The sequence below is a fragment of the Enterobacter sp. DC1 genome, assembly GCF_000568075.1.
Lineage (GTDB): Bacteria > Pseudomonadota > Gammaproteobacteria > Enterobacterales > Enterobacteriaceae > Enterobacter > Enterobacter asburiae.
The window spans coordinates 486,226-499,417 of sequence record NZ_AZUA01000002.1; the positions used below are offsets into that span (position 1 = coordinate 486,226).

14 protein-coding genes are annotated in these 13,192 nt (G+C 47.4%); 2 read left to right on the forward strand and 12 right to left on the reverse strand.

The features are described from left to right. Positions 1-23 precede the first annotated feature (23 nt). Together P346_RS13480 and P346_RS13475 are read left to right on the forward strand one after the other, a co-directional pair. On the forward strand, positions 24-1,097 hold the full coding sequence (locus tag P346_RS13480) for an acyltransferase family protein (RefSeq protein ID WP_032659010.1): 1,074 nt from the start codon (positions 24-26) through the stop codon (positions 1,095-1,097). Continuing rightward, on the forward strand, positions 1,094-2,209 hold the full coding sequence (locus P346_RS13475) for an SGNH/GDSL hydrolase family protein (RefSeq protein ID WP_032659012.1): 1,116 nt from the start codon (positions 1,094-1,096) through the stop codon (positions 2,207-2,209). The genes P346_RS13480 and P346_RS13475 overlap by 4 nt, the downstream gene beginning before the upstream one ends. On the opposite strand, the gene P346_RS22155 is transcribed toward P346_RS13475, so the two are convergent. From P346_RS22155 to P346_RS13425, 12 genes are read right to left on the reverse strand one after another with little or no spacing between them, the layout of a single operon-like run. Continuing rightward, positions 2,206-3,729: a hypothetical protein gene (locus tag P346_RS22155; protein WP_050597624.1), complete on the reverse strand. Its 1,524-nt coding sequence runs from the start codon at positions 3,727-3,729 to the stop codon at positions 2,206-2,208. The two genes, P346_RS13475 and P346_RS22155, sit on opposite strands and share 4 nt — an antisense overlap. A 54-nt stretch (positions 3,730-3,783) precedes the next feature. Continuing rightward, positions 3,784-6,861, reverse strand: coding sequence for a host specificity factor TipJ family phage tail protein (locus P346_RS13470; protein WP_032659015.1), 3,078 nt, complete (start codon positions 6,859-6,861; stop codon positions 3,784-3,786). Then, a complete protein-coding gene (locus P346_RS13465) occupies positions 6,858-7,238 on the reverse strand; it encodes a hypothetical protein (RefSeq protein WP_032659018.1) in 381 nt (126 codons plus the stop codon). Before P346_RS13465 ends, P346_RS13470 begins: the two co-directional genes overlap by 4 nt. A 9-nt stretch (positions 7,239-7,247) precedes the next feature. Then, on the reverse strand, positions 7,248-7,730 hold the full coding sequence (locus tag P346_RS13460; protein ID WP_032659022.1) for a DUF1833 family protein: 483 nt from the start codon (positions 7,728-7,730) through the stop codon (positions 7,248-7,250). Next, the gene (locus P346_RS13455; RefSeq protein ID WP_032659550.1) at positions 7,727-8,200 is read right to left on the reverse strand and encodes a hypothetical protein; all 474 of its coding nucleotides are present in this window, start codon (positions 8,198-8,200) and stop codon (positions 7,727-7,729) included. Before P346_RS13455 ends, P346_RS13460 begins: the two co-directional genes overlap by 4 nt. After that, complete coding sequence (locus P346_RS13450) at positions 8,200-10,758, reverse strand: phage tail tape measure protein (RefSeq protein WP_032659024.1); 2,559 nt, start codon at positions 10,756-10,758, stop codon at positions 8,200-8,202. The genes P346_RS13455 and P346_RS13450 overlap by 1 nt, the downstream gene beginning before the upstream one ends. A gap of 3 nt (positions 10,759-10,761) precedes the next feature. Next, positions 10,762-10,980 (reverse strand): phage tail assembly protein T, encoded by a 219-nt coding sequence (locus P346_RS23730; protein ID WP_226842784.1) that lies wholly within the window; start codon positions 10,978-10,980, stop codon positions 10,762-10,764. Between the two features lie 47 nt (positions 10,981-11,027). Continuing rightward, positions 11,028-11,408, reverse strand: a complete 381-nt coding sequence (locus tag P346_RS13445) for a phage tail assembly chaperone family protein, TAC (RefSeq protein WP_032659029.1) — start codon at positions 11,406-11,408, stop codon at positions 11,028-11,030. Positions 11,409-11,460: 52 nt separating this feature from the next. Further along, entirely contained in the window at positions 11,461-11,958 is a 498-nt protein-coding gene (locus tag P346_RS13440; RefSeq protein WP_032659031.1) for a phage tail tube protein, read from the reverse strand. A 56-nt stretch (positions 11,959-12,014) separates the two neighbouring features. Next, positions 12,015-12,383, reverse strand: a complete 369-nt coding sequence (gene gp17, locus P346_RS13435) for a tail completion protein gp17 (protein WP_032659033.1) — start codon at positions 12,381-12,383, stop codon at positions 12,015-12,017. Further along, positions 12,380-12,865 carry an HK97-gp10 family putative phage morphogenesis protein gene (locus P346_RS13430; protein ID WP_032659036.1) on the reverse strand — a complete coding sequence of 162 codons (486 nt, stop codon included), beginning with the start codon at positions 12,863-12,865 and terminating at the stop codon, positions 12,380-12,382. Before P346_RS13430 ends, gp17 begins: the two co-directional genes overlap by 4 nt. Next, on the reverse strand, positions 12,858-13,190 hold the full coding sequence (locus P346_RS13425; protein WP_032659038.1) for a phage head closure protein: 333 nt from the start codon (positions 13,188-13,190) through the stop codon (positions 12,858-12,860). Before P346_RS13425 ends, P346_RS13430 begins: the two co-directional genes overlap by 8 nt. Between the last annotated feature and the right edge of the window lie 2 nt (positions 13,191-13,192).

The following is a 13,192-nucleotide window of genomic DNA, read 5'->3' on the forward strand; positions in this document are numbered from 1 at the left end:
CCTTTTAACAGACAAGAAAGTTGATGATGATTGCCAACATTCAGTATTTGCGGTTTCTGGCCGCCTTCCTCGTGATTTATGCTCACGCAAACCTCGCCGTTTATGGCATCACCCCACAGATCACAAACCTTGGTGGTGTTGGCGTTGACATATTTTTCATCATCAGCGGATTTATTATGCCGTACATCATTTACGGCGGGCTCTACAAGGATGGCATGACGCCAAAATTAACGCCGCTGGGTTTCATAAAGCGCCGCATAACCCGCATATGGCCTTTGTACCTTGTCGCAACATTGGTAGTGGTGTTCATATCATGGCTGGTTGATTCTGGTGCTATATCCCAACCTACTGCAGATTTTGCATATATCTTCAACGGCTCGCGGCTAGACCTCATGTGGGTCATCAAAACGATGACGTTCATGAACTTCGACAAGCCACCAATTCTTGGAATCGGCTGGACTTTGCAGTTTGAATTCCTGTTTTACTTCTTACTCGCCGGGCTGCTTGCGATTGGCATAAAGAAAGCAAACTCACTTGAGTTTTATTCAGTCTGCGCTCTTGTAGTTTTCGGTGCTGGCAATGCTCTTGCTCACGGCGAAAGTAAGGTTCTGGTAACGCTATCCAGCCAGATGTTTATCGAATTTATCCTTGGTATGTATCTGTACCGAATGTATTCCGCAGGATGCGTCCTGCCGAAGTGGCTGGCGTGGGTTGGTATTGCTTCTTTCTTCCCGCTTTTTGCTTTCGCTAACTCGGGAGTTTTTGCTTATAACGATTATTCCAGACTGCTGACATGGGGCATCCCGGCGTTCGTGATTGTCTGGTCGGCTCTGAGCCTTGAAGGTGTTGTTCCTCACAACCGCACTTTCCTGCTGCTGGGTGACTCATCTTACAGCCTGTACCTGTCTCACGGTATTTCAGCGCCGGTATTTCTGTTTATCTGGACGCAACTTGGCCTCGATAAGACAGTGAGCATAGTTCCTTATGTTATTGTCTATTACATCTACTGCCAGGTTATCGCCCTTGCCTGCTATAAGTTTATTGAAAAGCCTGTTAATGGCTGGATAAAGAAAAAAGCATACGGAAAAGCTAAATGAAAAAATTAATTATTGCTTCACTATTGTCTATGTCATTTGGTGCCGCAGCTGAAATACCAGCTGCACCTGATGACTACACGACGTGCACGGATGTGAAGTGCAGCAGCAACATTGTGAATAAGTTTAATATTCACCCTTCTTTCTTTGGTGGGAAATTCGTTTATTCGGATACTATTTACGCATCTGAGGATTTTAAAAGCGAAAGGCTGCTGTTTAGGCCATCCGGGCCGGTCATGATGTTCAATCAGACAACCGGCGAGCTCTATCATAACGGTACCGATTTCAGGGCATCAGGCGACAAAATAGCAATCCCTGAAGGCTCAACTATAACGGTGGCTAAATCAGGTTTTAAAAATCCTCTGAAAGAAGATAAAAACTTCAACATCAAGGTTACGACTGAATACCAGAAATATCAGATTTCGGCGTCTTACAAGAAGGCAGATCGCCTTTACCTGAAAATGAGTGGCGGGGTTACAGACTTACGTAATTACGTTAAAAGCCTGCAGGAAATGAAGGTGACGTATTATGGGGATAGCATTACTTTCGGTGCGAATGCCAGCGACATATACTCAGAACCGCACCAGCCTCCATATGTCGGACTGGTGTCTGCTTACATGTCTATGGTGAAAGGCGGCAAATATCATTACTACAACCCATCGGTGCCGGGGTGGACCTCTAATAACGCCTACTACAGCACTGACGGAAGACTCACGAAGCTTGATTCTGATGTTTATATTCTTTCTTACGGTATGAATGACTCAAATGATTTGCCACCAAAAGAATACTATTTCAGCATTGACGCTTTGATAAAAAATATTAAAAGCAAAAATAAGAAAGCCAGAATAGTGTTGCTTTCTTCGACTCTGCCAAACCATGAATGGGTGCTGCCTAAGAAGAAATATTTCCCGCTATACAGCGAAGAATTGAAAAGATTATCACTAAAATATAATCATGTGACATTTGTCGATATTACAAACGTATGGTCTCAACTTCTTCAGCGTAAAAATATTTATGCCATCACTGGTAACGGCGCTAACCACCCTGCAGATATGGGTCACAGGGTGATTGCAGAAGCGCTTCTCACCGCCTTCCTTGGCGATGACTTCTCTTAAACAATCTTGAGGAAGTTGGAACCATCTTTATAAACGGTGCCCGCTGGGGCGCCGGATATATCTCCAAGAGTTTTTACATTTTTCAGGGCGATCATTCCATTCGCTGAAAGCTCAACACTTTCAGCGCCGCCATTCATTTTTATCTTTAGCGTACCAGAGGCAGTACCTCCATTTGTACTGGTCCATTCAAGCGTCGCAATAGTCAATGCAGAGCCATCATTAGCGGTGCCTTGAAGAAGCAGCTTGCCTGTATTCCCAGCCCCAGAACTGGAAATTCTCAGAGCTGCTGACTGGCCAGTTGGAAGTACAATATCCACATGCTCCTTTGGATATTGGCTATGAATGCCAACCTTTGAAAGATCAGTGAGCCCGCCCGCTCCAGGAGCAACAGTTACTCCCGGTACGACTGATTTGGAAAAAAGAGATACAGAATCTCTGGAAGGGTTTACCGCTGGATTTCCGTCATTAATGCCGTTACCAATAGCAATAGAACCACCGTATGCCTGAACGTTTCTTCCTGCTGCAAAAGAGCCGTCACCAGCAGCGCGTACGCGATACCCTAAGGCGATTGCAGCCACTCCGTCACTTGCTACCCCTCCAGGGTCATTTGTAAATCCAGCCCTTGCCTGAGAATAGTACCCTACAGAAAAAGACGCTCTGGAATTAGCCTGCGTGTCTTCGCAAAGTGCAGCTGATTTTGCACCTAGGGCGATGACATTTTTCCCGAAAGCAAACGCGCAATAACCCTCAGCGTTAGGCGAGGTAATGTCATCCGGGTTACCTGTAGCACTCCCTGCGCCACCAGCAAGAGATGCAACACCATAGGTTACGCAATCATGACCAAACGTGGTGGTATAAACCGCAAATGATGCGCCATTCCGGTTAAATGATACAGAGTATTCACCGATCATGGCCGGGTCACCCCAGGAGTTTCTTGAAGGCAACCCTCGCCAATAATTCCTCTCATCATCAAGTGGCTCGATGTCAGATCCGCCAACACGTAGCCAGCCTTTGACCTTATCATATGCCCAGATAAGGCCACGCGTTAAGGTTGCACCGGATGGAATGCCATAGTTAACTTTCTGCCCGATAATTTTAAATCCATCATCGGCTGCAAGATCATTTCGAAGAACCGTGTCGCCAACACTAAGCCACTTCCCTGGGCCAATACCACCAGTGGATTCTGGTGTTGAGGAAGGTGGAACGTTTTTACCTCCATCCGGGAAAGTACCAGTCCATTTGTAATATGTGTTGTTAGCAGTATTCAGCAGAGCTTCATTAAGGTTAACGGTAGCCCCGGTTGTGAAGCTAACGCCAGACAATGTGATGATTCCAAATGAAGCCGCCGCATCGGCCACCATTACTTCCAGCCCATACCAGGTACGACGCCCAACACCAAAACGGTCTAACCAGATAGCCTCAGTAAGGCTATTTAATGCAAAATCATAATTCTGCGCGTTGTCGTAAAGATCCCGAGGGTCAGTAGAACCAATCGGATTGCCTGTGTTATAGGTTGTCATAGCTTCCTCAGAAATAAAAAAACCCGCCGAAGCGGGTTTGTTATTAACTATTATCTAAGCGACATCGCCGGGATAGCTGGCATCGTCGTACTGATATTTTGCTGGGTTGTACTGGATTGCCGTCACATCATTCGCTCCATCACTTCCCGGTGAGATCTCACCTATAAGAGCGTCATAACCGACACGCGTTGAAGAGCAGAACATCACTCGTGGTGGCTCAATTGAAGGATCACCCATTATCCACGTTTCAGGCGATAGCGCGCTGCTGTATGGAACAATCAGGGTAAAGTCATCTATCCGGGTTGGAACAAGCAGAGCTGATGCCATTCCATCCTGATCACGAATTACGACGCGTGGATTTGGGAACGTCCAGTCAGGTGCTTCGCTGAGGGTCAAAGTTATAGTACTGCTGTTAAAACTCATCTCCTCAATGAGACAACTGAGCGTCTGGTTACCAGGTATATCATCTGTGAAAATCACCCTGTCCATAAACTCATAGCAGAGCGCGTCCATTTCAGTCGATGTGTCATGGGAAAGGCGCTGTAACTGATAGCCAAGTAACCGCCGCATTCCAATACGATACGCTCTGTCCTGGTTCAGAACACCATCAAGCTTGAAATTCTCAACTTTTACAGGTGTTGGTTTATCAGGTAACCGGCACTGAACAGTTTCCTCCGCCCAGGTCAGTTCGTTAATGTATGTCACATCAACGCCGTCATAATCGTCCTCATTTGGAGCTTTGAAAGATGTTGTCAGTTCAGCGGTTGTTTCCTGTGGCGTTATCATACCAGTCCATGGTTTTACCCCTTCCCTTCCAACTGATGCCATGCCGTCAGATAAAAGGAAATACCCCATACCTGCATTGGTAATGGTCTTTAGCATTTCCAGTGCAGAAACAGTATCCGTTGTGGCGAAATCAAACGTCTCGCCGCGAGGGGTCCAATAGTTAGCTTCAAGAGCATCTATCGCAGCTCGATCAATTTCATTATCACTATATCCAAGAGACTTGAGCACATGATACAGGGCTGCGCTAATACTTCTTGGACTACCCTCGTCATACTGACGGGTCGGAGTCACATTGACACGTCTGTCAGACTGCGCCCCAAGTCGGTTCCCTGTTCTGATGCTCAAAGCTATGGTAGTTATATCCCGATAGCTTGTTGGTCTTTTTGGTAAGCGCGAACGCAGCGCCTGCCAGTAGACCTGATCGCGCGTTGAACCACCTGCAGGTGCTTCCTTCCTTCGCATTCGGATTTCATATTGACCAGGGGAAACATCGATCACTCTGGTAAACCCAATCTGGTCTTCAACGCTCCTTGTGTACTCCAACTCTAAAGTAGTCCAGTCGATGGCGCCAGCAATCCGGTATTGAATATAAATGCCTACTGTTTTTGACCTCTTCTTACCCTTACTGTTGTATTTTGCGAGGCCATTCTGGAAGTTAAGGTTGACCTCAATACAATTTGTGGTCTCGCCATCGGGGCAAGTAAGAAATGGTCCAATCCAGTCATAGTCATCATTAACACCGGTAACTGAACCATCGAGAACAGTGCGCTGAATAAATCCAGTCCATGTTGGATCGTCAGTGACGGCTCTGTTACCAGAACTATCAGTTGTGACTTTCACCCTACTTACAGTGATCGTTAGCCCTGAAATAGCTGTAATTTTAAAACTGTATTCTGTGGGATATAACGTCAGACGCTGAGCCCCAACAGGTATCCCGGCAAATTTTGTTCCAGTAGCGGAATCATAAGCAAGGCGGATACTGGCGGGAACAGCAGCTGTACCTCCAGTTGATTTAACTCCTGCAGTATCAACTGGAGCGCTGCCAAATACGCTTACCGGCAATGTACTGTGGGTTATTGATCCACCAGCAAACGGGCTACTTTGTTCGTCAATGACCACTCGTCCTGAATTATCAAGAGCCCTTAAACCTGATGCACTAAGTTGGCTGGTTATGGCATTAACAAGCCCGCTCATCGTTACATAATTACTGGTCAGTGAAATTGTGTAGGTTACGCTTTTCCAGGTGATTGTGAACGTCTGAGGGGTGCTGCTGAAATCATAAGTTGTTGGTGAAGCGCTGGCCGCAATACTAGCTGTGCTGCCGCCTACCCCAGGTACCGCTGGAACTGCTGGGCTATATGCGGCAACGAACAAATCAAACGTATCGTTATTCACCTCAAGCGTCATGGCCATACCTACAACCGGAGCCATCTCTGACACAGAGCCATAAATAACGCTGTATCCGTTATTAATATCTATGGAATAAGTGTCAGGCGCTTCAATATCAATAATGGTTCCAGTGGTCCATGACGGAGGAATTTCAGTATCTTCAGAACTGGAGGATGACCCAATCAGGGTAACCGTATTCGTATTAAATAAAATAGCCTCTGATACTACACTGACTGTCTCTGGGCCGCTTGAACCAAGATCCAGCCCCGCAGTCCCAGAGGTTGTATTTCCCACCTCTGGTGAGTTGAACCAGTTTTCGGTCCTGGTATCGGAAGAAACATCCGCGCCAGGCGGATAGATGGTATAAGAAACATCTTCCCCAAAAGCAGCAAACGGCGTATTGCCAATACGCATTTCTGTTGCAGGAAGGGTAACCCGCCCAATTCCAATATTCAGAAACATGCTGGTGATCATGTCTTTTTCGTTAACGAAACGACTTACCGGCTGTACAACGTAATCTGGCCATACGCGGTACTTTCCGAAAATTTCACGAATTGGATCACCGAGTTTGGCAGTATTCGCTTTCGCGGGGTTAAGGTCAATCTGATCGCCGTTACCTGGCTGGCTGTAACCGCCAGTTTGCATATTGCTCATCATAAAGATGGAATACGCAGCACTCGCTACCGCAACCGCAACTGCGGCCCATGCAGCTATCTCCAGACCTGTGCCGTATGGTACCGGATAGATTTTAACGTCGGTTTCCGGCTGAAGAATCAAGCCTTCCCATTGTTCTGGTGGCACCGGCTTGTTGTTTACTTCAACTGAAATTGGGTGCTCTCTTTCGAGAGTCCACCCTTCAATGTTTGCCGTTAGCCAACCAGAAAGGCTTACGTCACCATGCTCGTGAGTTTCCAGCGGCTCACCTGGCAGCCTTGACGGGAAGATTCTGATAGTCACTGGTAATACTCCACTTTCACAAAACGACGCTCAAAGCGTGACAGAGGGAGGAATGTGACATTGGATTTAGGGTTGCACTCAGCAGCATAAAGAGAGCCGCCAATGTCCACCACAATAGCAACATGCGTAACCATGCCGCCCGAATAGCATGCAATTCCCGCCCCTGGTGCTGGAACGCATTTTTTGAGCTCTGACATCAGCCCGCGCGCTTCTCTGTCAAGGCCGTCATTATCCTTTGTTACCCCGGCGAACTCAGGCCACAGAGGCAAATTAAGGTCACTACGGATTTCGTTCACTATCCCGAAACAGTCAAGTTCAGGGTAAATGCGTCCGCCCTTCAGCCAGGTGACTGAACGGTATTTATCTGGATCAAACATGAGCAGTCCTTACGTCAGATAACGAAGACCAGGGAAGTCAGGAAGTGTGTAACGGTAACGGGGCCACGCGGTATCAAGGATATTCATATACCCTGCTGTAATCTGCACCTCAGTTGCAGTCCATGACCCGTTTTTAATCGCCAGAGTATAAGGTGGTGCAGCGGGAGCCGTAAGGTCCGATGAAACGTAACGCCTGAATGTCAGGCTGGCATTGCTCAGATTATCAAGCGCGTTTCTGATAGCCGTTGAAACCACCCCATCAATATTGCTAATGGCAAATTTAAGGTCCTGCGTACCATCAGCGTTTCGGGCTGGCAAGGCGATATCAATCGCTGAGCCGGTGAACGTTGCCTGTTGTCCATTTTCCAATGAAACAGTGATATCGTCCCATCCACGCGTTAACCAGTAATCGACGCCGCCCACTGTTATTTGTAGGGTATCAATGATCACCTCATCACCACTGCTGGCATAAAGCCTGTTCAATACCGTCATGCTGCTGGCCACTCCCTGTTAAGCGCGATATCAATAATATCCATCCCGGAAATAAACTCCGGGAACTGGCCCCATGGAGGTGGAAGGCCAATAGCTCGATCATAAAGTTCTAACTCTGCGGTGTACTGCCAGTAGTTTCCTCCTATGATGCTTGGCCCCTGATATATATCAGTGAATCTACAAACCTTTGACGATTCACCACCAGGAGTACGTAACTTCATATTGAACCAGGCAGATCCATCAGTGATTGCATCACGAAACCAAGCTTCAAAAACCTGAGCCTGCACATCGGTTAATGTCCATGTGACACTGGCCATTGTTGGGGTAGACATATATCGTCTACGCTGTCTGGCTCTCCCTGAGGTTAATGACGTTCTGAGTAACGGGCTTACCGGCTTTAATCCATATCCCTCCTGAAGAGGGACAGGAAGCGAATCGTGCGGATAGTTGATATTGGTTGTGATAGCCATTAGCCCCTCTTCCTCGATGCAGTCCATCCACTATTAAGAGCTTTTGAAGCTTTTCCTGTACCGGCAGAAAGATCGTTAGCCGTCATCTGGTGGCCAAGTACCGCGCCCCGTTTTACAGCGTCCTCAATCAGCATTAGCGTTCTCTGATCTGGGTCGCCATGGATCTCTATAGGTACGGTAATATTTGATGCCTGTTGGGATGAGGTTTGCTTATTAACTCGATCCAATGTGGCATCCAGTTTTGCACTGGTCTTCGCCGTGGTTACTCGTTCACCTTGTTGCAATAACCACGTACCGGTTTCAGGAACGCTATCAATACCATCGTGAGCCATACCGGAAAGCGCTGATACGCTAACACCTGCTACAAGCGGAGCGGTGATGGCTGCTGCTGCGGCCATTGATGCAGGCGCAAGCGCTGGACCAACGATAGGGATTGCTGCTGTTGATGCGTAGGCTGCGAGCTGAGCCTGGAATGATGTCGCCTGAGCATTACCTATCAGTGTTCCTGCTGCGGAAGCCTGAGCAGTTTTACCGACAAGTAACTGAACCCCCTGATATACCAGCCACTGTGCGGCCATTTCAGTGAGCGTTTTAATAACGACCTGACCAAGGTCAGCAAAAATATTACTGAAGAAATCACCTAAATCTTCAGCACCGGTAACTAAGTCCTGAAGGTTATCAGCTATAGAAGACGTTGCGCTGTCAAGAATAGACGTCATCCCATCAGCGGCAATCTGATAATAGTCAGATGACTTCTCAGCATAATCATTCAACGAGTCGAATATTCCGCTTTGCCAGTCACCCATCTTGTCATCAGATTTTTGGTAGTAGTCCTCCTGTATTTCAAGACGTTCATTCAGAGCATCCTGCAGCGCCTGAGTTTCCTTGTCATACAGTGATTTCGTTATGTCACCACTCTGATACTGCTTCTGCAGGTCGGCCTGCTTCTCAAGAAACCCGCTCTGGATATCCAATAACTCCTGCATGCGCTGACGGGTTTTCTTGCCCATGCCTGCACCAACAAATTCTGCGTCATTGGCAGACTTGTCGTTTTGATTTTGCTTTCTGAGATTTGCCGCGAACTCTGCAAGCTTCAGGTTTTCCTCATTGGCCTTTTTGAGGGCGTTAAGCCTATCAACTTCTGTGGCTAACTGTTGAAGCCTCTCCTGCTGGGCGGCATTAATACCGGTTAGTTTGCCGGTTGTTAAATCGAACCGGAGTTTTTCAACCTCGGTTACTTCCTGATTTTTTTTACCGGTTACGTCAATTAACGCGATCTGGCGCTGATAGCTCGTTTCCAATGCCTTGAATGCAGATTCAAGTTTCTTGGCACCTGCGTCAGGAGTAACTTTTCCGTTAGTGCCTCCTGGGGGAAGCGAAAATGGTTTGTCTGTCCCTACGGTGGCGGACCCAAGAGGAAGAGCGCCAACAACAGGTTTTGCCAGTTTATCTCTTGTTTGAATGAGTGTACTCAGCTCATCATTCAGAGCTTTTACACTGTCATCACCGCCTGTAAGCCAGGCAAACATTGATTTATCCTGAGAGTAAACACTCTTCCTTCCCTCAAGATTTTTTTGAAGATAAGCAATACGCTCGTTTACCTGATCGATATTGTTCAGGTCAATTTTCCCGCTTAAGGCAGCAAAGCGATTACCAGTGCTTGCAGCAAGTTGGCCAGCACCAGCAGCAGCCTTAACCAGCCACCCGGCAAGCTGCGCTACTTCAGAAACGAGATCAGAGATTCCCTGTAAAACCACAGGATCGGTTAATACATCGTGAAGCTTATCGAGAGAGTTTTGCAGTGGAGTCAGGTCTACTTTTGCCAGCCCCGCTGCGATCTCCATTTTAAGACCTGCTACCTGCGCTTCCATGTCTTCAAATAACTGGTTAACTTTAACCAGGTCATCAATCGAAGCGGGGTCAGGCGCCACGCCATAGTCTTTCGCCAGATCAATAAACTGCTTAAGTTTTTCGTTATTGTTATCAAACAGTGGCAGCAGTTTAGAGAGATCATTGCCGAGACTTTCAAGGATTGTCGTCTTCTCGGCATTGGTGCCAATTTTGCCAAGAGACTCACCAATTGCCAGCAGCTGTTTATCAGGGCTTACTTTTGACAATTTCTCAGCTGACAGGCCAAGGGCATTAAGTGCATCAACAGCCTCGCCTGATTTATTCAGGACCGCATCACCAATCTTATCGCCAATATCTTTGAAAATATCGGCCATCTGATCGCCGGAGACTCCTGCCTTTTCCGCAGCAAATTGCCAGGCTAAAAGCTCCTGTGTTGATATCCTTAACGACTTTGCCCAACGGTCAGTTTCGGTAATCTGTTTGGAAGTGCTTTTCAGTAACTGAAAGCCGGCAGCACCAACAGCCAGACCAGCCGTTACTGCAGCTGCACCAATGCCAGCAAGTGCCGTTCCAGCTGCAGCTGCATCCTCATGGACCTGTTTACTCCATTTTGCTGATGCACGTTCAGCCTGATTAAGTCCTGAAACAAATCCACCCGTTTTGGCAATCAGGTCGATAGTCAGTGTACCGAGATTTTTCCCAGCCATATTTTATGTCCACTCCTTCATGGCCTCTTCGAGAGTGATCGCGGGCGCGTTGATGTGGGGTGTGAAGTCGGTAATGCTAAAAGGTGGGGTGTCTTTTCCCCGGTTGACGTTTGCCAGCACAGAAGCAACCAAACCGGCAGCCCACTCAGTGCGCATCATTGGGTTAAGACTGCCAAATTTAGAACGGTACGCTGACCAAATCTGATATTCCCTGATACTCAATAACTCCTGGGCTTCAGCAATGGTCCTTCCACCGATGCCATTCAGGACTAATTCGCACCAGAATTCGTCTTCTGCGCTGAGCTCTCCTTTCCCAGAGAGTTCACTTCCTGAATTGCTACGAGCAAGGCAATAGTCAGGCTTCCATCGAGTGCTCCGCGCTCAGGATCAGCATGTCCGGTAATATCATCAGGAGTGAAAACAGGTTCGCCATTCTCATCACAAATGGAAGATGCAATGCGTCCAGCAACACCGTCAGACTTCCCGCTCAATGCAAGAATGTCAAACTTAGCGGAATGATATCCAATAGGACGAACATACGTAGTAGCAACATGTTTATTACCGTCCTTATCGGTCCATTCAATCTCCTTCTCTACCGGGCGGCCAGTAAATGCACCTGCATTTTTAATCGTGTCGAGCGTCAGTTTCATTTCTTTGTTCCTTCAAAAGGCGGGGTTTCCCCCGCTCAAGTTCAAAAGGTATTTAGCTTGTTGGTTGTACTTTAGGGATCCATACGCCCTGCCCTGAGCGCTGAATAGTCGCCGACGTCTGAACAACGGTGTTAGCCTGGAAGTCGAAAGGGAAGTCTGAAACATACCCCTGGAATACATACCAGGTACGGTCATCAGGAAGTGAAAGTCCATCAACTGCATCAGGATCACCTGATGTCGCAACAGTTGGTACTGACTCACCATCGGCCCAGCCAATAGCAAAAGTTAAATTCTGCTGGTCATTTGACTCAGCCAGATTGCTTAAGAGCAGGTGACTGTCATTAGCAGGATCAGCGTTCAAAGCAACGGTTGCCTGGCCAGGAGTGCGCAGACCTTTTTTGTACTGGCGGGTATTTCGTTCGCTGAGACAGGTATCCTCAATCTGATCAGCAGGGCTACTGCCGGGTGAAAACGATGTGATACATTCAATTTCGCTCACGACACCATTCGCGAGCACATACATCTGTGTGCCTTGAGTCACTACTGACATAGTTATCTCCGGATATAAAAAAACCGGCTCAAGGCCGGTGAGTGGAAGGGTTTGGTTTATCGTTTTACAAACCAGTCGACATCAAATGAATATCGGTAACGGTTAGTATTGGGGTCGCGAGTTTGTCCACCCCAGCGTGTAATATTGGCTTTAGCCTGGATGGCATTTCTGATTGCTTTTGCTACTGCAATAACTTCTTCATCAGTATTACCATAGATATCAACCTGCAGGGAGAAGCGATCAATATCAGGGATCTGATTGAGGAAGTTTTCTGGCTCTCCGCCTGGTATGGTCTGCCACACTGCATAAGGGTAAGTGACATTGTCATTTTGCATACCAAATGGATAAAGCCTAATCGGGTCAGAACCGAGAAGGTCTGTTACCGCCTGGCTTGCTGCACAGACAGGAAATATCGGAGGTATCATGGCGGCACTCCTTTTTTCTGTGCTCGCTGAATTGCTCGGTCTATACCGACCTCATAGTTAACTGCAAAAGAGTTAAAGACTTCGGTGAGACGAGAATTTGCTGCCGCACGAACAAGCGGCCTGGCAGCCATCTTTTCAGTACCAAATTCCAGAAGTCTCCAGTGAGGTGTCGGAGCATCTTTGGACATGCTTGGATGTTTTTTAAGTACAGCCCCCTGAAGAATTCCGATGCGAAACCCCAGGTCTCCAGTTAGTTTGAATACCTTACCGTTCCATCTGAGTGCAGCATTACCGGATATGTTACGAGCTGTATGAGGGTCATCCAGTCGCGAGGCATTATTTTTAATCTGGTTCACGATGATGTTACCAGCCTTCCTCAAGGCAGAACGACCGCTTTTGCGCCGAAGGTCATCGCTTATCGCGTCAAGCTTTCCCAAAAGTGAATCAAGACCATCGAGCTTTACTTCAACTCCATCAGCCATCTTTCACCCCCTGAGAACATGGGAGAGTGAGATATTCAAGCCCACTATCAGTATCAGGAAGAATTCCTTCTACAGCGTAAATTTTTCCTCGGAAAGTAATTCTGTCCTGATTCTGAATATCCTCCCGATATCGTATTTTTACGCGGGCAATTAACTCAACATTAGCGGCCTGAGAGGTAATGAACTCTTTGACGGAAACAGGCGTTACTTCAGCATATACATCTGCAATTTTTTGCCAGGAGTAAGACATAGCACCGGTAGAAGGGTTTTGCACACCTGTTCGGCGCTCAATGCTGATCCTGTGCCTCAATTTCCCGAGGTTCATCT